15 protein-coding genes are annotated in these 20808 nt (G+C 72.4%); 6 read left to right on the plus strand and 9 right to left on the minus strand.

Translation table 11 applies throughout. From position 1 onward, the window contains the following. Window positions 1–46: 46 nt before the first annotated feature. Window positions 47–664, plus strand: a complete 618-nt coding sequence (locus DTL70_RS29870; protein ID WP_181861135.1) for a LysE family translocator — start codon at window positions 47–49, stop codon at window positions 662–664. Here the strand turns inward: DTL70_RS29870 and DTL70_RS29875 are convergent. From DTL70_RS29875 to DTL70_RS29885, 3 genes are read right to left on the minus strand one after another with little or no spacing between them, the layout of a single operon-like run. Continuing rightward, a complete protein-coding gene (locus DTL70_RS29875) occupies window positions 637–3561 on the minus strand; it encodes an FAD-binding and (Fe-S)-binding domain-containing protein (RefSeq protein ID WP_245980050.1) in 2925 nt (974 codons plus the stop codon). The genes DTL70_RS29870 and DTL70_RS29875 overlap by 28 nt on opposite strands. A gap of 2 nt (window positions 3562–3563) precedes the next feature. Beyond that, window positions 3564–4913 (minus strand): MFS transporter, encoded by a 1350-nt coding sequence (locus DTL70_RS33980; protein ID WP_114025127.1) that lies wholly within the window; start codon window positions 4911–4913, stop codon window positions 3564–3566. 51 nt (window positions 4914–4964) lie between these two features. Then, the gene (locus DTL70_RS29885) at window positions 4965–6248 is read right to left on the minus strand and encodes a hydroxyacid-oxoacid transhydrogenase (RefSeq protein ID WP_114025128.1); all 1284 of its coding nucleotides are present in this window, start codon (window positions 6246–6248) and stop codon (window positions 4965–4967) included. A 295-nt stretch (window positions 6249–6543) separates the two neighbouring features. Here DTL70_RS29885 and DTL70_RS29890 point away from each other — a divergent pair, with 295 nt between their 5' ends. Next, window positions 6544–7383, plus strand: a complete 840-nt coding sequence (locus DTL70_RS29890) for an IclR family transcriptional regulator (RefSeq protein WP_114025129.1) — start codon at window positions 6544–6546, stop codon at window positions 7381–7383. Between the two features lie 61 nt (window positions 7384–7444). Here DTL70_RS29890 and DTL70_RS29895 read toward each other — a convergent pair whose 3' ends face one another. From DTL70_RS29895 to ald, 3 genes are read right to left on the minus strand one after another with little or no spacing between them, the layout of a single operon-like run. After that, a complete protein-coding gene (locus tag DTL70_RS29895) occupies window positions 7445–8962 on the minus strand; it encodes an amino acid permease (RefSeq protein WP_245980055.1) in 1518 nt (505 codons plus the stop codon). A gap of 57 nt (window positions 8963–9019) precedes the next feature. Continuing rightward, window positions 9020–10405 carry an aspartate aminotransferase family protein gene (locus DTL70_RS29900; protein WP_220183675.1) on the minus strand — a complete coding sequence of 462 codons (1386 nt, stop codon included), beginning with the start codon at window positions 10403–10405 and terminating at the stop codon, window positions 9020–9022. A gap of 33 nt (window positions 10406–10438) precedes the next feature. Further along, the gene (gene ald, locus DTL70_RS29905; protein ID WP_114025130.1) at window positions 10439–11554 is read right to left on the minus strand and encodes an alanine dehydrogenase; all 1116 of its coding nucleotides are present in this window, start codon (window positions 11552–11554) and stop codon (window positions 10439–10441) included. 124 nt (window positions 11555–11678) lie between these two features. Between ald and pdxR the strand changes: the two genes are divergently transcribed. Continuing rightward, on the plus strand, window positions 11679–13148 hold the full coding sequence (gene pdxR / locus DTL70_RS29910) for a MocR-like pyridoxine biosynthesis transcription factor PdxR (RefSeq protein ID WP_114025131.1): 1470 nt from the start codon (window positions 11679–11681) through the stop codon (window positions 13146–13148). A gap of 81 nt (window positions 13149–13229) precedes the next feature. On the opposite strand, the gene DTL70_RS34865 is transcribed toward pdxR, so the two are convergent. The 3 genes from DTL70_RS34865 to DTL70_RS29925 are packed head-to-tail and all read right to left on the minus strand — an operon-like array spanning window position 13230 to window position 16734. After that, window positions 13230–14996, minus strand: a complete 1767-nt coding sequence (locus DTL70_RS34865; RefSeq protein ID WP_114025132.1) for a cobaltochelatase CobT-related protein — start codon at window positions 14994–14996, stop codon at window positions 13230–13232. Continuing rightward, complete coding sequence (locus DTL70_RS29920) at window positions 14993–15964, minus strand: AAA family ATPase (RefSeq protein ID WP_114025133.1); 972 nt, start codon at window positions 15962–15964, stop codon at window positions 14993–14995. Before DTL70_RS29920 ends, DTL70_RS34865 begins: the two co-directional genes overlap by 4 nt. Further along, window positions 15961–16734: an IclR family transcriptional regulator gene (locus DTL70_RS29925; protein WP_245980058.1), complete on the minus strand. Its 774-nt coding sequence runs from the start codon at window positions 16732–16734 to the stop codon at window positions 15961–15963. The genes DTL70_RS29920 and DTL70_RS29925 overlap by 4 nt, the downstream gene beginning before the upstream one ends. A gap of 299 nt (window positions 16735–17033) precedes the next feature. Here DTL70_RS29925 and xsc point away from each other — a divergent pair, with 299 nt between their 5' ends. The 3 genes from xsc (at window position 17034) to DTL70_RS29940 (ending at window position 20752) form a co-directional block, all read left to right on the plus strand. Continuing rightward, complete coding sequence (gene xsc, locus DTL70_RS29930; RefSeq protein ID WP_114025135.1) at window positions 17034–18806, plus strand: sulfoacetaldehyde acetyltransferase; 1773 nt, start codon at window positions 17034–17036, stop codon at window positions 18804–18806. A gap of 207 nt (window positions 18807–19013) precedes the next feature. Next, complete coding sequence (locus DTL70_RS29935; protein ID WP_114025136.1) at window positions 19014–20063, plus strand: phosphate acyltransferase; 1050 nt, start codon at window positions 19014–19016, stop codon at window positions 20061–20063. Next, on the plus strand, window positions 20060–20752 hold the full coding sequence (locus DTL70_RS29940) for a phosphonatase-like hydrolase (RefSeq protein ID WP_114025137.1): 693 nt from the start codon (window positions 20060–20062) through the stop codon (window positions 20750–20752). The genes DTL70_RS29935 and DTL70_RS29940 overlap by 4 nt, the downstream gene beginning before the upstream one ends. Window positions 20753–20808: the final 56 nt, after the last annotated feature.

The following is a 20808-nucleotide window of genomic DNA, read 5'->3' on the forward strand; positions in this document are numbered from 1 at the left end:
CGTGTCTGTCCGAGGCGGCGGTCGGGAAGACTGCCGACATGATCGCGTGGCAGCTCTTCCTTCCGGCGGCCTTTTTGCTGGCGATGATCCCGGGGCCAATCAGCTCCTCGGCCTGCGCAACGCCGCCCTGGCCGGCGCGCGCTACGCCCTGGCGGGGGTCGCCGGACGGTTCGCCGCCTTCGCTCTCCTGGTCACCATGGTGGTCTCAGGTCTCGGCACGGCTCTGGCGCGCTCAGCCCTCGCGTTCGAGATCGTGCGGTGGCTCGGTGTCGCCTATCTGCTGTGGCTGGGTGTCACGGCTCTGTGGAACGCGGGTGCGGGCGCGGGTGGCCGCGGCACGGCCGCGGCGGGACCGCCCGTACGCTGTGCCGTCGCCGTGCGGCAGGAGTTCGTCACCGCCCTGTCGAACCCGAAGGCTCTGCTGCTGTTCGCCTCGTTTCTGCCGCAGTTCCTTCCCGCGGATGCCGCGGCCTTCTCCCTCGTCCCGCTCGCCGCCGCCTACATCGCTGTCGAGGGAGTCGCCGCCGTGCTGTACATCGGGGTGGGGCGGGCGCTGCGTCAGGACGGCAGCCGCCTGCGCGTGCCGCGCCGCCGACTGGACCAGGCGACCGGCGCCGGGTTCCTCGGCTTCGGCGGCTACCTCCTCTTCGCGCACCGCCCCTGATCCTGTGCAGCCGAGAGGGATTGCCCCGCCGTGTCGGGGCGGCGCGCGAGCAGCTGTGCCAGGTGTTCGCCCGGGCGGTCGGCCAGGTTGCTCAGCTGGGTGCGGCAGCTGAAGCCGTCCGCCAGGATGCCGGTGTCCGGTGCGGCCTCGCGGACGGCGGGCAGGAGGCGGTGTTCCGCGACGGCGACGGAGACGTCGTGGTGGCCGCGTTCGACGCCGAAGTTGCCGGCCAATCCGCAGCAGCCGCCGACGCGGGTGACCTCGGCGCCTGCCCGGGTCAGGAGAGCGAGGTCGGTGTCCCAGCCCATGACGGCGTGGTGATGGCAGTGCGGCTGGGCCACGTAGCTGTTTCCCGACAGGTCGGGCGGGCTCCACCCCGGGGTGTCCGAGAGCAGTTCGGCGAGGGTGCGGGTGGCGTCGGCGACCTCGGCCGCTGCCGTGGCGTCGTCGCCGTCCAGCAGCTCGGCGGCGTCGGAGCGCAGCACTCCCGTGCAGGAGGGTTCGAGCCCGACCACCAGGGCGCCGGCGCGGACGTGCGGGAGGAGCGCGCGTACGGTCGCCCGTACCCGCTTGGCCGCGCCGTCCAGTTGGCCGGTGGAGATCCAGGTCAGGCCGCAGCACACCGGCCGCGCCGTGACGGCGACCCGGTAGCCGGCGTCTTCGAGCACCGCGACCGCCGCCTGACCCACCTCGGGCGAGAAGGCGTCGGTGAAGGTGTCGGTGAACAGGACGACGTCGCCGTGGCGTGGTGGCCGCCCGGCGGGATGCCGGGCGAACCAGCGCCGGAAGGTGACGGGCGCGAACGAGGGCAGGGGCCTGCGGGCGTCGACGCCGGCGCTCCAGCTCAAAAGCGGACGGAGGGCGGTGGAGCGCAGCACACGGTTCGCGATCCGGGTGAGCACGGGGAACCTGGTGACCAGGCGGCTCCAGGTCGGCAGCCGGCCCAGGGAGTAGTGGCTGCGGGGGCGCAGCCGCCGGCGGTAGCGCTGGTGCAGGGCCTCTGCCTTGTAGGCGGCCATGTCGGTGCCGGTCGGGCAGTCCGAGGAGCAGCCCTTGCAGGACAGGCACAGATCGAGTGCGTCGTGCAGCGCCCGCGACCGCCAGCCGTCGGGACCGAGCCGCCCGGAGACGACGTCCTGGAGAACGCGGGCGCGCCCGCGGGTGGAGTCCTTCTCCTCACGAGTGGCCAGGTAGCTGGGGCACATCACGCCGCCCGCCGCCGTGGTGTCGGCGCGGCACTTGCCGACTCCGGTGCAGCGGTGCACGGCCATGGACAGGTCGCCGCGGTCGTGCCGGTGGGCCAGGGCGAGGGTGGGCAGCTCGGTGCGGCGCAGCGGGCGTGCGCCGGCGGCGCGCACGGACGCGTCCACGGGGTCTGGCCGCACGATGACACCGGGATTGAGCAGGTCGTCGGGGTCGAAGACCCCTTTGACGCGGGAGAAGAGGCCGATGACCTCGGGCGAGTACATCAGCGGCAGCAGCTCGCCTCGGGCCCGTCCGTCGCCGTGTTCGCCGGAGAGGGAGCCGCCGTGCCGGGCGACCGTCTCGCCGGCCGCCAAGAGGAAGTCGCGCAGGGCTCCGGTTCCGCCTGGCGAGCCGAGCGGGAAGTCGATGCGGACGTGGACGCAGCCGTCGCCGAAGTGGCCGTAGGGCACGCCCGTGAGCCGGTGCTCGGTGAGCAGCGCCTCGAACGCGCGCAGGTAGCTGCCGAGGCGTTCCGGCGGTACGGCCGCGTCCTCCCAGCCGGCGTGAGCGGGGGCGCCGTCAGGGGTGCGGGCGACCAGTCCTGCGCCGTCCCCGCGTATCCGCCACAGCGCCGCGGCGTGCCCGAGGTCGGTGATCACGCGGGAGTCCAGCGCTCCGGCGTCCTTGACCAGCCGCTCCGCCGCCGCGGTGAGCGCCGCGGTGTCCGGTCCCGCCAGCTCGACCAGCAGCCAGCCGTCCCCGCGCGGGAGTTCGGGGACCGCGGCCGCGCCCCGCCGCTCGGCGACGGTGCGGACGATGCGCGCGTCGATCCCCTCGCAGGCGACCGGTGCGTGCGCCAGGAGTGCCGGTACGGCGTCCGCCGCCTCGGCCATCGCCGGATAGCCGAGGACGACCAGGAGGCGCGCGGGTTCGTCCCGTACGAGATTGACCCGCGCGGCCAGGGTGAGACCGAGGGTCCCCTCGCTGCCCACCAGAGCTCGTGGCACATCGAATCCCCGCTCCGGCAGGAGGTGTTCGAGGGAGTAGCCGGAGACCTGGCGCGGGAAGCGGCCCAGTTCGGTACGGATGACGGCGAGGTCGGCGCGGACGGTCCGCGACAGCTCATCGAGGAGGGGAGAGTGCGCTGTCCGCCCCGGCACGTCGCCCAGGCGCAGCCGCTCGCCGGTGCCCGCGAGGACGTCGAGTCCGAGGACGTTGTCGCTGGTGCGGCCGTAGCCGAGCGCTCTGCTGCCGCAGGCGTTGTTGCCGAGCATGCCGCCGAGCGTGGCGCGGTTGTGGGTGGAGGGGTCGGGGCCGAAGCGCAGACCGTGCGGGGCGACGGCCTGTTGCAGGCGGGCCTGGACGACGCCGGGTTCGACGAGCGCGGTGCGGGCCTCCGCGTCGACCTCCAGCACCCGGTCGAGGTGGCGGCTGGTGTCGACGACGACGCCGGGCCCGACGGCGTTCCCGGCGATGGAGGTGCCTGCGCCGCGCATGGTGACGGGGACGCCGTGTTCCCCGCACACGGACAGCACGGCGGCGATCTCGTCGGGGTGGCGGGGGAAGACGACGGCGCTGGGCGGGATGCGGTAGAGCGAGGCGTCGGAGGCGTACAGGGAGCGGGCGAGTGGCGAGTCGTCGGTCTCTGTCACGCCTGCGCGGTGGAGGGCGGCGGTGAGGTCGGCGGTGGCGCCGGAGGGAGAGGTGGGCACGTTCACTGCCTTACGGGCGGAGCGGAGGCCGGCTGTGCGGCGGCGGGTACGGGCTCGGGGGCGGCGGCGCGGGCACGGCGTCGTGCCAGCACGGCGATGAGGACGACGGAGACCAGGCTGACCGCCGACATGCCCACGATGTAGGTGACCATGAGCCACGGGCTGCCGTCGCCCGCGTTCAGCAGGCTGGTGAGGATGAGCGGGGTGCAGCCGCTGGCGAAGATCCCGGAGACCTGGTAGACGAACGACACGCCGCTGTAGCGGACGTTGGGCGGGAAGAGTTCGGCGTACAGGGCCGCCTGAGGGCCGTACATGGCCCCGTAGAACAGGCCCATTGTCACGACGAGCGTGCCGCCGATGACCAGCGCCGAACCGGTGTCGAAGAGGACGAACGCCGGCACCGCCGAAGCGCCGAAGAGCGCGGCTCCCAGCCCGAACGTGCGCAGTCTGCCGAACCGGTCCGAGACGGCCCCCCACAGGGGGATCATGGGTACGCACACCGCCGCGGCCACCATCACCCCGATCAGCGCGTGGGTCCTGGGCACGTCCAGTTCGGTCGTGGTGTAGGCGATGGCGAAGACGCCCCAGGTGTTGAAGGCGATGCCCTCGGCCATGCGGGTGCCCATGCCGAGCAGCAGGTTGAGCTTGGAGGTGCGCAGGAGTTCGACGATCGGGATGCGCGCTTGGGTGTCCTCCTTCCTGACGGCCTGGAAGTCCGGGGTCTCGAAGACCTGGAGGCGGATCCAGAGTCCGAGCAGGACGAGGAGGGCGCTCAGCAGGAAGGCGATGCGCCATCCCCAAGCGAGGAACTGCTCGCTGGACAGGGTGCTGGAGAGGAGCGCGAAGACGCCCGTCCCCAGCATGAGTCCGGCCGGCACGCCGATCTGGGGCCAGCTGCCGTAGTAGCCCTTGCGGCCTTCCGGCGCGTGCTCGACCGACATCAGCACGGCGCCGCCCCACTCGCCGCCGATGCCGATGCCCTGGATGATGCGGAGGAGGACGAGGAGGACCGGCGCCCAGACGCCGATGGCGGAGTAGGTCGGCAGGACGCCGACGAGGAAGGTGCCGACGCCCATGAGGAACATGGTGGTGATGAGGGCGGTCTTGCGGCCGACCCGGTCGCCGAAGTGGCCGAAGATCAGGCCGCCCAGGGGCCGGGCGACGAAGCCGACGGCGAAGGTGGCGAAGGCGATGAGTGTGCCGACGACGCTGTCGAAGCGGGGGAAGAACAGCTTGTCGAAGACGATGCCGGCGGCGGTGCCGTAGAGGAAGAAGTCGTACCACTCGATGGTGGTGCCGATGGCGCCGGCCAGTGCGGCCTTACTGGTCGGCGACTGCGCGGTTGCGGGCATGCGAATGCCTCCGGAGGGGGCGCAGGGTGCGGGGTCTGCCGGGCGTGCCGGTCACCAGTTGCTCAGTGACTCGCGGAAGATACGGGCGGCGGCTTGGGCCGTCAGGGGACGCGGGGTGACGGAGAGCTGACGGGACTGCTTGAGCGTGCCGGACACGAGGGTGTCGAGGTCGTCCTCGGTGAACCCGAAGGCGGAGACTCCGGTCGGCATGTCGATGTCGCGCTGGAGTTCGCGCAGGACGCGGGGGAGGGCTTCGGCGCCCTCGTCGGGGTCGACGGGGCGGCCGCCGATCAGTTCCGCGGCCCGCAGGTGGCGCTGAGGGTTCGAGGGGAAGGTGAAGCGGAACGCCGCCATCGCCGTGGAGGCGACGGCCTGGCCGTGCGGCACCATGGGCATCGGCGGGTAGCCCTCGGCCTGGTAGTTCTCGACGGCGCCGGCGATCGGGTAGGCGTTGGCGTGCGGGATGTGGGTGCCCGCGTTGCCGAAGCCCATGCCGGTGACGGCCGAGGCATAGGCCATGCCGTAGCGGGCGCTGAGGTCGTTGCCGTTCATCACCGCCCTGCGCAGGTGGGTGCCGACCAGTTCCATGGCCTTCTCGCACCACACGTCGCTGACGGGGTTGGCGCCGCAGAAGGCCGCGCGTGCCTTGGCGTCGGGGAAGGCGGGGCGGGCGTCGAAGGAGAGCGCCGTGTAGCTCTCGGCGGCGTGGGTGAGGACGTCCATGCCGCTGGCCGCGGTGACGGCGGGGGGCACGGTCAGCGTGGTGAGCGGGTCGACGACCGCGAGCGCGGGCCGCAGCCGCGGGTGGCTGACGCCGGCCTTGAGGCGCAGGCTCAGCAGGTCGACGACGCAGATGGTGGTCGCCTCCGAGCCGGTGCCCGATGTCGTCGGCACCGCTATCAGGGGCCGCACCGGCTGCTCGGGAACCTTGCCGCCGCCGATGGGCGGGGCGATGTAGTCCATGAGTGTGCCGGGCTGGGTGGTGAGCAGGTTGACGGCCTTGGCGGTGTCCATGGCCGAGCCGCCGCCGACGGCGATGTAGCCGTCCCAGGGGCCTGAGCGGGCGAAGGCGACGGCTTCCTCGATGCTGGCGTCGGTCGGCTCGACGGCGACGCGGTCGAAGATGTCGACGTCCAGCCCGGCCGTCTTGACGGCGTGGGCGACCCGGTCGGGCACTCCACTCGCCGCGACACCGGGGTCGGTGAGGATCAGGGGGTGGCGGACGCCGTGGGCCTGCAGGTCCTCGCCGATCTCGGCGAGGGCGCCGAGGCCGAACTTCAAAGGGGGTGCGGCCCAGGTGAAGACGGTCTCGGTGGGGTGGTCGAAGGACGGCACGGGGCCTCCTCGGAGTCGGGGGGTGGGGAGTGTGGGTGGGCCGATGGCCGTGCTCCCTGGCGGCGGTTCGGCCGGGTTCGCCCGTTCGGCCGGCTTCGGCCGGTGGGCCGGAAGGCGGGCCGGGACCGCAGGAGCAAGATTTTTGGAAGAGCATCCACAATGTGGAGTGAGTGGCACGGTAGAGGTGCCCGGACAGAGGGTCAAGGGTCTTGCAGCAGACGGTTCGCACCGCCGGTAGGCTGCACGGGCACGGGCCCGAAGTGCCGTAGGGGTGAGAGGACGGAGGCCGCCTGCAGTGGGAGACACCTCGGAGCGGCACGGACGAGGGACATCCGAGAGTCCGGCCGGAACTCAGGCCGTCGGCCGAGCCCTTGCCGTGCTGCGGCTGTTCATCGAGGCCGAGGGCGACGTCCAGATCACCGAGATCACCCAGCGTCTCGGCCTCACCCCGGGAACCGCGCACCGGGTCGTGGGAGCGCTGGCGGCCGAGGGCTTCCTCGTCCGCAACCCCGCGACGGACGGCTACTACCTCGGCAGCACCGCCATCCTGCTCGGCCAGGCCGCCCAGCGGACCCTGGGCGCCGACCGGGCCATGCCCCTGCTCAAACAACTCAACGCAGAGACCAACGAGTCGGTCAACCTCGTGGTCAGGGACGGCGACGAGTCGGTGGTGGTGATGCGGGTCCAGTCGACACTGCCGCTCCGCTTCGAACAGCACCCCGGTGCGCGGTTCCCGCTGTACTCCACGGCGTCCGGCAAGGCGATGATGAGCCGTGCGGGAGACACCGAGGCGTACGTCCGCTCACTCCCCGCACGGCTGCCTGCGGTCACCCCGCACACCGTTTCCACCCCGCGGCAGCTCACCGGCGAGTTGGAACGCACGCGGGCACGCGGCTACAGCATCGACAACGAGGAGAACGTCGAGGGCGTCCGCTGCATCGGCGCCCCGGTGCTGGACGCGCACGGGCACGCCCACGCGGCCGTGGTCGTCCAGGTGCCGGCCGTACGGCTGCCCGACACGCGCATCGAGGAGCTCGCGCCGCGGCTGATCGAGGTGGCCGGCCAGGTGGCCCAGGTCGTCCCCTCCGACCGCACGATGCGCTCGGCGCACAGGCGCGCCGAGCCGGGCCGGTGAGCCGGGGCGGGGCGTCGCGGCCCCGCCCCGGCTCACCGGCCCGGCGTTCGGTTCCCGTGGGTCAGGTCCGCCCCCGGCGGCGTCGTATCGCGTAGGCACCGAGCACCACCGCCAGGGTCAGGGTGCTGGCGACGAAGTCCATACGGGTGTCGGGAAGGAAGGCCATCGCGAGGATCACGATGGCCATCGCGGCGACCGTGAACCAGCTCAGATACGGATAGCCCCACATCTTCAGCGTCAGCGCCCCCGGATCCTCGCGCTCCAGCCGGCGCCGCAGCCGGACCTGTGACAGGGCGACGAGCAGGTAGACGAAGAGCGCGACGGCACCGTAGGAGTGGACGATGAAGGAGAAGACGGTGTCGGGGGAGACGTAGGCGAAGACCACCGAGACATAGCCGAGGACGGTGGCCAGCAGGATCGCACGGCGCGGTACCCCGTTGCCGCTGAGCCGGGTGAGGCCGCGCGGCGCGTCGCCGTTGCGGGTCAGCGCGAAGACGATGCGGGACGCGCTGTAGAGGCCCGCGTTCAGCGCCGACAGGACGGCGACGAGGATGATCAGGCGCATCACGTCGGCGGCGGCCGGTATCCCGATCTGCTGGAGCGCGGCCACGTAAGGACCGTCGCCGATGCTCTTGGAGTTCCACGGCACGATCGCCACGATGAGGAAGATCGAGCCGACGTAGAAGAGCAGCACGCGCAGTACCACCGAGTGCGTGGCCCGGGCGACCGCGCGGCGCGGCTCGGTGGACTCGGCGGCGGCCAGCGCCGCGATCTCCGCGCCGGTGAAGAAGCCGACGGCCGGGATCACGGAGGTCAGCGCGGGGCCGAGGCCTTTGGGCGCGAAGCCGCCGTGCTCGGTCAGATTCCCCGCGTCGGCGTGGGCGCCGGGCCACAGGCCGACGACGAACGCCAGCCCTATGACGAGGAAGACGACGATCGCGGCGATCTTCAGCGAGGCGAACCAGTACTCGAACTCGCCGAAGGACTTGACCGAGAAGAGGTTGACCACCGTCAGCAGCACCATCAGACACAGGCTGATGACCCACAGGTCGATGCCGGGCAGCCAGGCGTGGATGATCGTGGCTCCGGTGACGGCCTCCAGGGCGACGACGTTGACCCAGAAATACCAGTAGAGCCAGCCGATGGTGAAGCCGCCCCAGGGGCCGAGGGCCAGCCGCGCGTACGCGTAGAAGGACCCCACCGCCGGGCGGGCCACCGCCATCTCGCCGAGCATCCGCATCACGAGGATGGCGAGCCCGCCCGCCAGCAGGAACGAGACGATGGCGATGGGGCCCGTCTCGCCGATGACGACACCGCTGCCGACGAACAGCCCGGCCCCGATCACGCCGCCCAGCGCGATCAGTGTCATGTGGCGCTGCTTGAGCCCGTTGTGCAGCCCCGCGCTCGCCTCCGCGGCCTCCGGTTCCCCGGCATCCCGCGATCCGTCGGTGGGATCCTTCGATCCGCCGGAGGCCGCGGGCCCGGCGGGAGGGTGGACGCCGCCGGGAACCCGGGCTCCACCGAGTCCCCCGTTCCGGCCGGGGACCTCGGTGGTGCCCGCGGATGCCGGTTCCGGCACCCGCGGAGGGTCCGGTGTGGTGTCGGCCGTTCCGTCCTGTCGCACAGGGTGCCCCTCTCAGCCGTGGACGCTGTGCGCCACGTCGTCCACCATCACCGCGATGCCGGCCAGCAGCTCGCCGAGCACCTCGCGGTCGGCCACCAGGGGCGGCGAGACCATCAGCATCGTGGCGCCCCGGTCGTCGGGGCGCAGCACCACACCGGTCTTGCGGAACGCGGCGGGCAGCACCTCGCGCAGCACCCGCGCCGACTGCTCGTCGCTCAACTCGGCGCCCGCGTCGCGGTCGGCGGTGAACTCGATCGCGTAGAAGAATCCCATGCCGCGCACGTCCTTGACGACGCGGTGCCGCTCCTTGATCTCCTCCAGCCCGGCGCGGAGCTCGGGGCCGAGCGTGCGGACATTGTCGAGCACGTGCTCGTCGCGCATGGCGGTGATGTTGGCGACCGCGACGGCGGTGGACACCGGGTGCCCGCCCCACGTCGCGCCGTGGGTGAACGTGCCGCCGAGCGGTGATTCGTACAGCGCACGCACCAGCGGCTCGCGGGCGATCATCCCGCCGAGCGGCGCGTAGCCCGAGGTCGCCCCCTTGGCGAAGGTGATCATGTCGGGGACGGTGCCGAACGCTCCGCTGCCGAACCAGTGGCCGAGCCTGCCGAACGAGCAGATCACCTCGTCCGCGACGAGCAGCACTCCGTGCCGGTCGCAGATCCTGCGCAGCTCCTGCCAGTAGCCGTCGGGCGGCACGAGCGCGCCGCGTCCGTTCTGCACCGGCTCGGCGAAGACGGCGGCCACCGTCTCGGGGCCCTCCTCGACGATGGCCCGCTCGATGGCGCGGACGCACTCCAGCGCGTCGGCGGGCCCCTGGTCACCGGTGACGCCGAGGGTGTTGGGGACGTGCCGCACCCCCTCCAGCAGGGGCATGAACGGCTCACGGATCTTCTCCAGCCCGGTGACGGACAACGCCCCCAGCGTCACCCCGTGGTAGGCCATGCTGCGGCTGATGATCTTCGTACGTCCGGGCCGGCCCTGGCTCCTGTGGTACTGCCGCGCGAACTTGATCGCCGTCTCGACGGCCTCCGAGCCCGAGTTGACGAACCACGTCACGTCCAGGTCGCCCGGCGCCAGCTCGGCGATGAGGCTCGCGGCCTCGACGGACGGCGGGTGCGCGGCGCCCCAGTTGGTGGAGTACGCCATCGTCTCCATCTGTTCGGCGGCGGCCGCGACGATGTCGGAGCGGCTGTGGCCCATGTTCACGCAGAACAGTCCGGCCAGTCCGTCGAGGAACCGGCGGCCTTGGTCGTCGTAGAGGTGGCAGCCCTCGCTGCGGACGAAGACGGGCAGTTCCTCGCCCTGCCACACGTCCCGCCGGGTGAAGTGCTGGCCCAGGTGCGCCTGCGCCTTGGCGCGCAGGCCGGTGTGGGTGCCGGTGGTGGTCACGGTCACGGTGAGCTCCTTACGAGAGTGTGCGGTGCCCGGTCAGTGCAGGAGGGAGGCGGGGTCGGTGTAGCCCAGACCGTGTGCCTCGGCGACGGGCCGGTAGGTCACGCGGCCGTCCAGGACGTTGACGCCCCGCAGGACGGCGGGATCGGCCTGGGCCGCGGCGGCCAGGCCGTTGCCCGCGATGGACAGGACGTAGGGCAGCGTGACGTTGGTCAGCGCGTAGGTGGAGGTGTTCGGCACGGCACCCGGCATGTTGGCCACGCAGTAGAAGAGCGAGTCGTGCACCGGGTAGACGGGGTCGGTGTGCGTGGTGGGGTGGGAGTCCTGGAAACACCCGCCCTGGTCCACCGCGATGTCCACCAGCACCGAACCCGGGCGCATGCCCGAAACCATCTGGTTGGTGACCAGCTTGGGCGCCCGCGCGCCCGGTACCAGCACCGCCCCGATCACCAGGTCGGCGTCGGCGACGGCGGCCTGGAGTTCGTACGCGTTGGACGCGACCGTGGTGATCCGGCCCTGGTACATCCGGTCGGCGGCGCGCAGTTTGTCGACGTTCAGGTCGAGCAGGGTCACGTCGGCCCACATGCCGGTGGCCACGGCGACCGCGTTCATGCCCGAGACGCCCGCGCCGATGACGGTGACCTTCGCGGGCCTGGTGCCGGAGACGCCGCCCATCAGCACACCGCGTCCGCCGGCGGCCCGCATCAGGTGGTAGGCGCCGACCTGGGGCGCGAGCCGCCCGGCCACCTCCGACATGGGGAAGAGCAGCGGCAGTGAGCCGTCGCCGGGCTGCACCGTCTCGTAGGCGACACCGGTGATGCCCGAGGCCAGCATCGCCTCGGTGCACTCCAGCGAGGCGGCGAGGTGGAGGTAGGTGAAGAGGGTCTGGCCCGCCCGCATCCGGGGATACTCCTCGGCCACCGGTTCCTTGACCTTGAGCACCAGCTCGCTCTCGCCCCACACCTCGTCGGCGGAGCGCAGCACGGTGGCACCGGCGGCCTTGTAGTCGGTGTCGGCGATGGACGATCCGGCGCCCGCCTCCTCCTCCACGTACACCGTGTGGCCCGCACGGGCCAGTTCGTGGACACCCGAGGGGGTGATGGCAACGCGGTACTCGTGGTTCTTGATCTCTTTGGGGATGCCGATCCGCATAACGAACTCCCATCTGCGCAGCTCTGTCCAGCGGCTGCGATGGGGTTTAGATTGCGAGCCCAACTGGTCCGGTGGAAAGTGCCAGGACCGGCGACTCTGATGGGACCAGACGGCGGGAGGCGGCATGCCACGCACGGTGATCGAGGTGGACCGGGAGTCGGACGAACCCCTCTACCGGCAGCTGCGCAAGGCGATCGAGCACGGCATAGGATCCGGCCTGGTGGACGCGGAAGGCCGGCTGCCCTCGTCCCGGGAACTCGCCCGTGAGCTGGGACTCTCCCGCAACACGGTGAACGCCGCCTACCAGGAGCTGGTCGCCGAGGGGTTCGTCGAGAGCCGCGCCCGCCAGGGCCTGTTCGTCAACCGCGAGATGCGCCCGTACTGTGCGGTGGAACCCGCCACCGCCGTCCGGCGCTACGACTGGTCGGCGCGGCTCACCGACCTTCCCAGCCGCGCCGATCCGCTGCCGCACATCGAGAAGCAGACCGACTGGGTCGGCTACCCGTACCCTTTCCTGGCCGGGCAGGTCGACTTCCGGGCCTTCCCCGCGCGCGCCTGGGCACGGGCACTGAACGAAGCGCTGTACCACCCGCACGCCCAGTTCAGCCTCCAGGACAGCATCGCGGCCGACGATCCGCTGCTGGTGGAGACGTTGTGCACCCGGCTGCTGCCCGCCAGGGGAGTGCGCGCAGAGCCCGACGAGGTGCTGGTCACCGTCGGCTCCCAACAGGGCCTCGACCTGCTGAGCCGAGCGCTGCTGGGCCGCGGCTCGGTGGTCGCGGTCGAGGACCCCGGCTATCTGGACGCCCGGCACATCTTCGCCCGCGCCGGCGCCGAGCTGCGCCCCCTGCCCGTCAACGCCGCAGGCCTCAAGCCCCCCGCCACGCTCGCCGGTGTCGACCTGCTGCACGTCACCCCCAGCCACCACCATCCGACCAACGTGACACTCAGCATCGGCCGCCGCCGCGAACTGCTCGCACTGGCCCGGGAGTCGGGTACCGCGATCGTGGAGGACGACTACGACAGCGAGTTCCGCTACCAGGGCAGGCCCACACCGGCGCTCAAGGGCCTGGACGAGACGGGGCAGGTCATCTACCTGGGCACGTTCTCGAAGTTCCTCGCCCCAGGGCTGCGGCTCGGCTACCTGGTGGCCTCGCGTGAACTCGTACGGGAGCTGCGCGACATCCGGCGCTACTCGGTGCGGCACCCTTCCGGGCACACCCAGCGCGCGCTGGCGCTGTTCATCCGCTCGGGCGAGTACCACAGGGCCGTGCGGCGCTACCGCACGCGGCTGATGCGCAAGTGGGAGGCGGCCTGCACCGCCGTCAACACGCATCTGCCGTGGCGCTCAGCGCCGCCGCCGGGCGGAGTCAGCCTCTGGATGACGGGCCCTCCCGCGCTCGACGGGCGGCGCCTGGCCGGGCTGGCCCAGCGGCGGGGCGTGCTGATCGAGCCCGGCGACCTCTACTTCCTGGGGGACGACCCGCCCCGCAACCACTTCCGCATCGGCCTGGCCGCGCCCCAGCTCGCCGCGATCGACCCGGGAATCGCGATCCTGGGCGAGCTGGTGGAGGCCGCGAGCGCGCACGGGTGAGAACCCGGCTCGCCCGGTCGGCGCGGGCGCTCTCCGGTCTGCGCCCGGCTGGGCTTCGTCGCGCCGGTCGGGTCGGTGGCGTCACGGCCGGCAGGCGGCGGGCAGCAGCCGTGCGGAGCGGGCCAGCGGGGCGGCCGGATCCAGGAGCGAGGTACGGGACAGATACGGGCTCAGGTCGCCGCCCACCGTCAGCCCGTGCAGCTCCACCGCGCCCTCGGCCTCGATCCGTGCGGCCACCGACGCCAGATGGGAGTCCAGCAGGTGCGGCGGGTTCACCTGGACCGTCGCCCCGTCCGTCGGCCCGCCGTCCGAGACCAGGAACAGCAGCCGGCGCCCCGCGGGACGCCGCGCGGCACGGCCCGCGGCCCATTCCAGCGCCTCACCGTCCACCCCCTCGCGGTACAGGTCCGGCTTGAGCAGCGCCGCGAGCGCGGTCCTGGCGCGGCGATAGGGCACCTCGGCGTCCCTGACCACGAGGTGCAGCCGCTCGTTGAGTCTGCCCGGACACGCCGGGCGGCCCGCCCGCAGCCAGTCCCGGTGGGCGCGGCCGCCGTGCCACGCGGCCGTGGTGAAACCCAGGACCTCACTCCGCACGCCGGCGAGGTCGGCAGCCCGCGTCCACACGTCGAGGAGCGCCGCGAGCTGCTCCCTGTGCTGCTTCATCGAACCCGAGCAGTCCAGCAGGAACGTCACCAGCGCCGCCGGCCGGTGCTCGGCCCGCCGGGTGCGGAAGACGCGCCGATCGCCGGGGGAGACCACCAGCCGCGCCAGCGCCCGCCCGTCGACCAGTCCTTCCTCCTGGCCGCCGGCCCAGTCACCGGGCCCTGGCCTCGCCAGCCGTTCGCGCAGCTGCCTCGCCAGCCGCGCCGTGTGCGGGCGCGCCTCCTCGATCCGCTGGTCCAGCCGGGCGCGGAAGTCGGCGAGGAGAGCGGGCCTCACAAGGGCGTGGGCGGCGCGTTCCCGGTCGTAGGCGGTGGTGAAGACCCGGTAGTCCGCGTCACCGCCCGCGCCGTCCGGCGCGGTGCCGAAGCCCCCCGCCGCCCCCTCGCCGTCCTGCGCGCTCTCCTCCAGCAGCAGCGAGAAGCGCGGCTCCTCCCTGCCGCGGGGCCCGTTGCGGCCCTTGCCGCCCGCCTCGTCCTCGCTCAGCATCGCGGCGACGGTGCGGGCCACCTCCCGTGCGTGCGGCGCGTACGCGGCCTGGTCGGCGCGGTGCCGTCGCAGCGCGGCGAGGTGAGGCCCGAGCCGGGCACCGAGCGCCGCGCGTGTCGCCTCGATCAGGTCCTCGGTCTCGGCGAGCACCGGCACCCCCAGCACCCGGGAGCGGCAGACCTCCAGCGTCGTGTGGAGCAGCAGGCCGCGCGCGGTCGCCGTCAGTCCCGAGCGGTGGAAGGCGCGGGCCCACTCGGTGTGGCGACGGCGCAGATTGTGCGCCATGCCGGGAAACGGGTCAGGAACGAGGGATTCGGCGCGGTACTGCTCCAGCGTCTCGAACAGCAGCCGCTCCACCGGGTCCACGGGCCGCAGCCTGGTGTGCAGCGCGGCATCGGAACGGATCAGCCGCAGGGCGAGTCCGTCCGCCACGCCCCGCAGCGCCGCGGGGCCGTCCGCGGGGGAGGGGCGCAGGTGCGGGGCGTGTGCGGGGACCGGCGTGCGGCCGTCGTGCAGCCGGTGGCCTCGGAACGTCAACCCCGGTGTGCCGCTCAGTGCCCGTACGGCCGCCGCGCACAGCTCTTCGGCGCTGGGTTCGGCCGTTCCGGCGGCGGCGTACCGCGATGCGTCCTGGGCGGCGTGCCGCGAGGTGTGCTCTGCGGCGGATCCAGGCGTGTCCTTGCCGGCGGGTTCGCTCACGCCGCCTCCAGCTCGCGGTCGAAGCAGCGCTGGAAGAGTTCGGCGACGAGCGGGCGTTCCTCCTCGTCGCACTTGTTCAGGAACGAGAGCCGGAACGCGAGCGCCACGTCGCCGAAGAGTTCGGTGTTCTCGGCCCAGCTGATGACCGTGCGGGGCGACATCAGGGTCGACAGGTCGCCCGCGCGGAAGCCGGAGCGTGTCAGTCCCGCGACCGCGACCATCGCCTCCACGAGCGCCGGGTGCCCGAGCCCGGGCACCCGGGCCCGCACGATGGCGGCCTCCTCGGGCGGGGGCAGGTGGTCGAGGGCCGCGACGATGTTCCAGCGGTCCAGCTGCGCGTGGTTGAGCCGCTGCGCACCGCGGTAGAGGCCGTACGGGTCGCCGAGCCCGACCGTGTTGGCGGTGGCGAACAGACGGAAGGACGGGTGCGGCTCCAGCACCCGGTTCTGGTCGAGGAGGGTGAACTTGCCGTCGCGCTCCAGCAGCCGCTGGATCACGAACATCACCTCGGGCCGCCCCGCGTCGTACTCGTCCAGGACCAGGGCGACGGGCCGCTGCAACGCCCAGGGGATGACCCCTTCCTGGAACGCGGTGACCTGCTTGCCGTCCCGAAGCGTGACCGTGTCCTTGCCCACGAGGTCGAGGCGGCTGAGGTGCCCGTCCAGGTTGACACGGACGCACGGCCAGTTGAGCCGCGCCGCGACCTGCTCGACGTGGGTCGACTTCCCCGTCCCGTGCGGGCCCTGGAGCAGCACGCGGCGGTTGTGCGTGAAGCCGGCGAGGAGCGCCCGGGTGACGTCCGGGTCGAAGCGGTAGGCGTCGTCGCGCTCTGGTACGTGAGCGGAGGGCTCGCTGAACGCGGGGATCTTCAGATCGGTGGACAGACCGAAGACCTCCCGCGCGCTCAGCCGGGTGTCGGGGCCCGTCACCTCGCGCGCGTCGGTCCCCGCAGGTGCCGTCTCGTTCATTCCTGTCCTCCTTCGTGCTCGACGCGGGCGATGGCCTCGGCCGCGCGTTGCAGCGCGGGCAGCAGGTGCAGCGCCTTGTCCGCGGTGAGCCGCATGACGGGTGCCTGGACGGCGACGCACTGGTTGGAGCGCCCGGCGGGGGAGGGGACCAGCACGGCCACGCAGACGAGACCGGGCAGGAACTCCTCGTCGTCCACCGCGAAACCGTCCCGCCGCACGCGGGTGAACTCCTCCTCCAGCGGTCCCGGCTCGGTCACGGTGTGGGGCGTGTACTGCTTCAGCGGCGCGTGTGAGAGGAGCTTCGCGCGCTGGCCCGGGCTCATCTGGGAGAGGATCATCTTGCCGCTCGCCGAGCAGTGCGCCGGGACGCGGGAGCCGGGGCGCAGGTAGAAGCGCAGCGGCTCGGGGGTCTCGACGCGGTCGAGGTAGACGACCTCGTTGCCGGACAGGGCGGTGACGTTGCAGCTCTCCCCGATCTCCTCCACCAGGTGGCGCAGCACCGCGTGGCGTGCGCCGTGGTGGGTGGCGTTGAGCAGCAGGTTCTCCGCCAGTCTGCGCAGCCGTGCGCCTGTGCCGTAGTGCCGCCCGTCGCTCTGCCGCACGAGGAGGCCCGCGCTCTCCAGCTGTTGCAGCATGCGGTGCAGCGTCGGCTTCGGCATGCCCGTCTCGTCCACCAGGTCCTGGAGGGTGACGAGCCGGTCCTTGGCGGCTATCAGCTCCAGCAGGGCGAACAGCCGGATGGTGGGCGTCTCGCCGTTGAGTGTGTCCATGTGTGTGCGCCTCCGGGCGGGTTCTGTGACGGCTCCCATGATCGACCATCGGTTCCGAAAAACAAGCTAGCAGGTACCGAATTGCGGAACACATGGTTGACGCCTGCGATGGCGGCTCCCTATCGTCCAGTGCGATCCCGGATTCAGGAACACAACGTACCGATTTCTCGACTGCCACGGCGAGTTGCCGTGTTCTCCCGGGGCCCGACCCTCCGGCCCCACGAGCGGACCGCCCGGAGCGCTGACGCGTGCCGCCGGACCGCTGACGCGTGCCGCACTGGAAGTGAAGGAGCTGGACCATGAGCGAGCAACAGAAGATGACACCCTCCGAAGCCTTCGTCGAGACGCTGGCCGCCAACGGCGTGACCGACATCTTCGGCATCATGGGCTCGGCGTTCATGGACGCGATGGACATCTTCGCGCCCGCGGGCATACGCCTGGTCCCCGTCGTCCACGAGCAGGGCGCCGCGCACATGGCCGACGGCTACGCCCGCGTCAGCGGCCGGCACGGCGTCGTCATCGGCCAGAACGGCCCCGGGATCAGCAACTGCGTCACCGCCGTGGCAGCCGCCTACTGGGCACACAGCCCCGTCGTGATGATCACGCCCGAAGCAGGCACCATGGGCATGGGCCTGGGCGGCTTCCAGGAGGCCCACCAGCTGCCCATGTTCCAGGAGTTCACCAAGTACCAGGCGCACGTCAACAACCCGCGCCGGATGGCCGAGTTCACCGCACGCGCCTTCGACCGTGCCATGTCCGAGATCGGCCCCACCCAGCTCAACATCCCGCGAGACCACTTCTACGGCGAGATCGAGACCGGGATCCCCGAGCCGATGCGCGTCGACCGCGGCGCGGGCGGTGAGCGCAGCCTGAACGAGGCCGCCGAACTCCTGGCCACCGCCGAGTTCCCCGTCATCATCTCCGGCGGCGGTGTCGTCATGGCCGACGGCGTCGAGCAGTGCAAGGCACTCGCCGAGCGGCTGGGCGCCCCCGTCGTCAACAGCTACCAGCACAACGACTCCTTCCCCGCCAGCCACCCCCAGTGGTGCGGCCCGCTCGGCTACCAGGGCTCCAAGGCCGCGATGAAGCTCATCTCCCGGGCCGACGTCGTGGTGGCCCTCGGCACCCGGCTCGGCCCCTTCGGCACCCTGCCGCAGCACGGCATGGACTACTGGCCCAAGAACGCGAAGATCATTCAGATCGACGCCGACCACACGATGCTCGGCCTGGTCAAGAAGATCACCGTGGGCATCTGCGGCGACGCCGCCGACGCCGCCGAGGCCCTGACGCGGCGCCTGGCGGACAAGACCCTCGCCTGCGACGCCACACGCGAGCGCCGCGCCGCCGAGACCGCCGAGGAGAAGGCGGCCTGGGAGACCGAGCTGAGCGAGTGGACCCACGAACGCGACCCCTACAGCCTCGACATGATCGCCGAACAGGACGCTGAGGAGGGCAACTGGCTGCACCCCAGGCAGGTCCTCCGCGAACTGGAGAAGGCCATGCCCGAGCGGGTCATGGTCTCCACGGACATCGGCAACATCAACTCGGTCGCCCACAGCTACCTGCGGTTCGAGGAGCCCCGCAGCTTCTTCGCCCCGATGAGCTTCGGCAACTGCGGCTACGCGCTGCCCACCATCATCGGTGCCAAGGCCGCGGCCATGGACCGGCCCGCGATCGCCTACGCCGGTGACGGCGCCTGGGGCATGAGCATGGGGGAGATCATGACGGCCGTCCGCCACGACATCCCCGTCACCGCCGTCGTCTTCCACAACCGCCAGTGGGGCGCGGAGAAGAAGAACCAGGTCGACTTCTACGACCGGCGCTTCGTCGCCGGCGAGTTGGAGAGCGAGAGCTTCGCCGGCATCGGCCGGGCCATGGGCGCCGACGGCATCGTCGTCGACAAGCTGGAGGACGTCGGCCCCGCGCTGCGGCGCGCCGTGGACCGGCAGATGAACGAGGGCAGGACGACGGTCCTGGAGATCATGTGCACCCGGGAGCTGGGCGACCCCTTCCGCCGCGACGCGCTGCAAAAGCCCGTCCGCTTCCTGGAGAAGTACCAGGACTACGTGTAGGAGCCGGTCCGTATCGGACCACGCGTGGAAGCCGGCACGTATCCGGCCGGCCGGGCCCCGAGGCCCCCGGCCGGTGCCCGCCCGTCCCGCCGGGGACGGGCGGGCCCGCCGGAGCGGGGAGGGCACCACCCCTCACCGGGCCCTCCCCGCCCCGGCACCTCCCCTCCCCGGAGCACCGATGCCCGTCACCACCCACCGGGAGCGCTCATGCTCGTCGAACCGCACGATCCCCTCCCGTTCCCCGGCGCTGCCGGACCCGCCGTCAGGCGGCTGGCACAACGGTGGGCGACGCAGCTCGAAGGGGCCGCGCGCAGACCCCGCGTGGCCCTCGTCGAGGGGACGGATCCGCGAGTCCTGTGGGCGGCGGCCCGTCTCGCCCAGGAGCAGGCCGTCACCCCCGTCCTCGTCGCGGAAGAACCGGCCGCCGTCCGCGACCGCGCCGCCGACCTCGGCCTGAAACTTCCCGAGGACCCCGCGCTGCTGGAGATCCTGCGGCCCTCCCGCTACACGGACACCCTCGCGGCGCTGCTCGAGGAACGGCCGCGCCTGGCCGCCCAGGTCCTCGACGACCCGCTCTTCCTCACCGCCGCCGCCCTGCGCCGCCACGACGTGGACGTGTGCGTGGCGGGCAGCAACCGCCCCACAGCCGACGTGCTGCGCGCCGGGCTGCGTGTCGTCGGCCTGGCGCCCGGCATCCGCACCCTCTCCAGCAGCTTCCTGATGCTGCGGCCCGACGGCGGTGCGCTCACCTACGCGGACTGCGCCGTCGTCGTCGATCCGGACGCCGGGCAGCTCGCCGACATCGCCCGCGCCGCGGCCGCCACGCACCACGCCCTCACCGGCGACGAGGCGAGGGTCGCGCTGCTCTCCTTCTCCACGCGTGGCAGCGCGGCACACCCGCGCGTCGACGTGGTGCGGGAAGCACTGTCGGTGCTGCGAGCGGCCGCCCCTGAGCTGCCCGTCGACGGCGACCTCCAGTACGACGCGGCCGCCGACCCCGACATCGGCGCGGCCAAGGCGCCCGGCTCGCCCGTCGCCGGGCGCGCGAACACCTTCGTCTTCCCTTCCCTCGAAGCGGGCAACATCGGCTACAAGGTCGCCCAGCGCGTCGGCGGCTGCGCCGCGATCGGCCCGTTCCTCCAAGGGCTCGCCGCACCTCTGCACGACCTCTCGCGCGGGTGCACCGGATCGGACATCGCCGCCCTCGCCCTCGCCGGCGGCGTGCAGGCTCTCACCACCGCGCAGGAGACACCATGACCACCCTCAGCCTCGCCGTGCTCGACCTCGCGGGTACGACAGTGGCGGACGACGGAATCGTCGAGGACGCCTTCCTCCACGCGCTCTCCCGCGAAGGCGTACGCCAGGGCAGCGCCCGCCACGACGCCATGATGCGCCACGTCCGGGACACCATGGGAGAGTCCAAGGTCTCCGTCTTCCGGCATCTCTTCGACGGTGACGAGGACACCGCCCAGCGGGCCAACACCGCCTTCGAGGAAGCGTACGCGCAGATGGTCGCGTCGGGCCGCTGTTCCGCGCTTCCGGGTGCGCGGCAGGCCATCGAGTCGCTCAGGGCACATGGCTGTGCCGTCGTCCTCAACACCGGCTTCTCGCCCCGCACCCGTGACGACCTGCTCGCCTCGCTGGGCTGGAGCGCACTCGCCGACGCGGTGCTGTCCCCCGCCGACGCGGGTCGTGGCAGGCCCTATCCCGACTTGGTGCTGGCGGCGCTGCTGCGCACGGGAGCCCCCTCGGTCGACTCCGTCGCGGTCGTCGGAGACACCCCGCACGACATACGGGCGGGCCGCGCCGCCGGCGCCGGGCTGGTGGCGGGTGTGCTGACCGGCGGGCACGACGCGCAGTCCCTGCGCGCCGCGGGCGCCGACCAGGTGCTCGACTCGGTGGCCGGGCTGCCCGCGCTGATCGAGGCGGCCGACCGCGCCGCCTGACGCGCGCCGGCCCTGACACGCGGTCCCCGCCGGGCGGGCGCGGGCGCCGCGCCCGC

Origin of the sequence: Streptomyces diacarni, assembly GCF_003323715.1 — a bacterium.
GTDB classification, from domain to species: domain Bacteria; phylum Actinomycetota; class Actinomycetes; order Streptomycetales; family Streptomycetaceae; genus Streptomyces; species Streptomyces diacarni.

Excerpts from the sequence above, each read along its gene's own strand:
- DTL70_RS33980 (WP_114025127.1), bottom strand. The coding sequence starts at position 4,913 with ATGCCCGCAACCGCGCAGTCGCCGACCAGTAAGGCCGCACTGGCCGGC.
- ald (WP_114025130.1), bottom strand. The coding sequence starts at position 11,554 with ATGCGGATCGGCATCCCCAAAGAGATCAAGAACCACGAGTACCGCGTT.
- pdxR (WP_114025131.1), top strand. The coding sequence starts at position 11,679 with ATGCCACGCACGGTGATCGAGGTGGACCGGGAGTCGGACGAACCCCTC.
- DTL70_RS29920 (WP_114025133.1), bottom strand. The coding sequence starts at position 15,964 with ATGAACGAGACGGCACCTGCGGGGACCGACGCGCGCGAGGTGACGGGC.
- DTL70_RS29925 (WP_245980058.1), bottom strand. The coding sequence starts at position 16,734 with ATGGACACACTCAACGGCGAGACGCCCACCATCCGGCTGTTCGCCCTG.
- xsc (WP_114025135.1), top strand. The coding sequence starts at position 17,034 with ATGAGCGAGCAACAGAAGATGACACCCTCCGAAGCCTTCGTCGAGACG.
- DTL70_RS29935 (WP_114025136.1), top strand. The coding sequence starts at position 19,014 with ATGCTCGTCGAACCGCACGATCCCCTCCCGTTCCCCGGCGCTGCCGGA.
- DTL70_RS29940 (WP_114025137.1), top strand. The coding sequence starts at position 20,060 with ATGACCACCCTCAGCCTCGCCGTGCTCGACCTCGCGGGTACGACAGTG.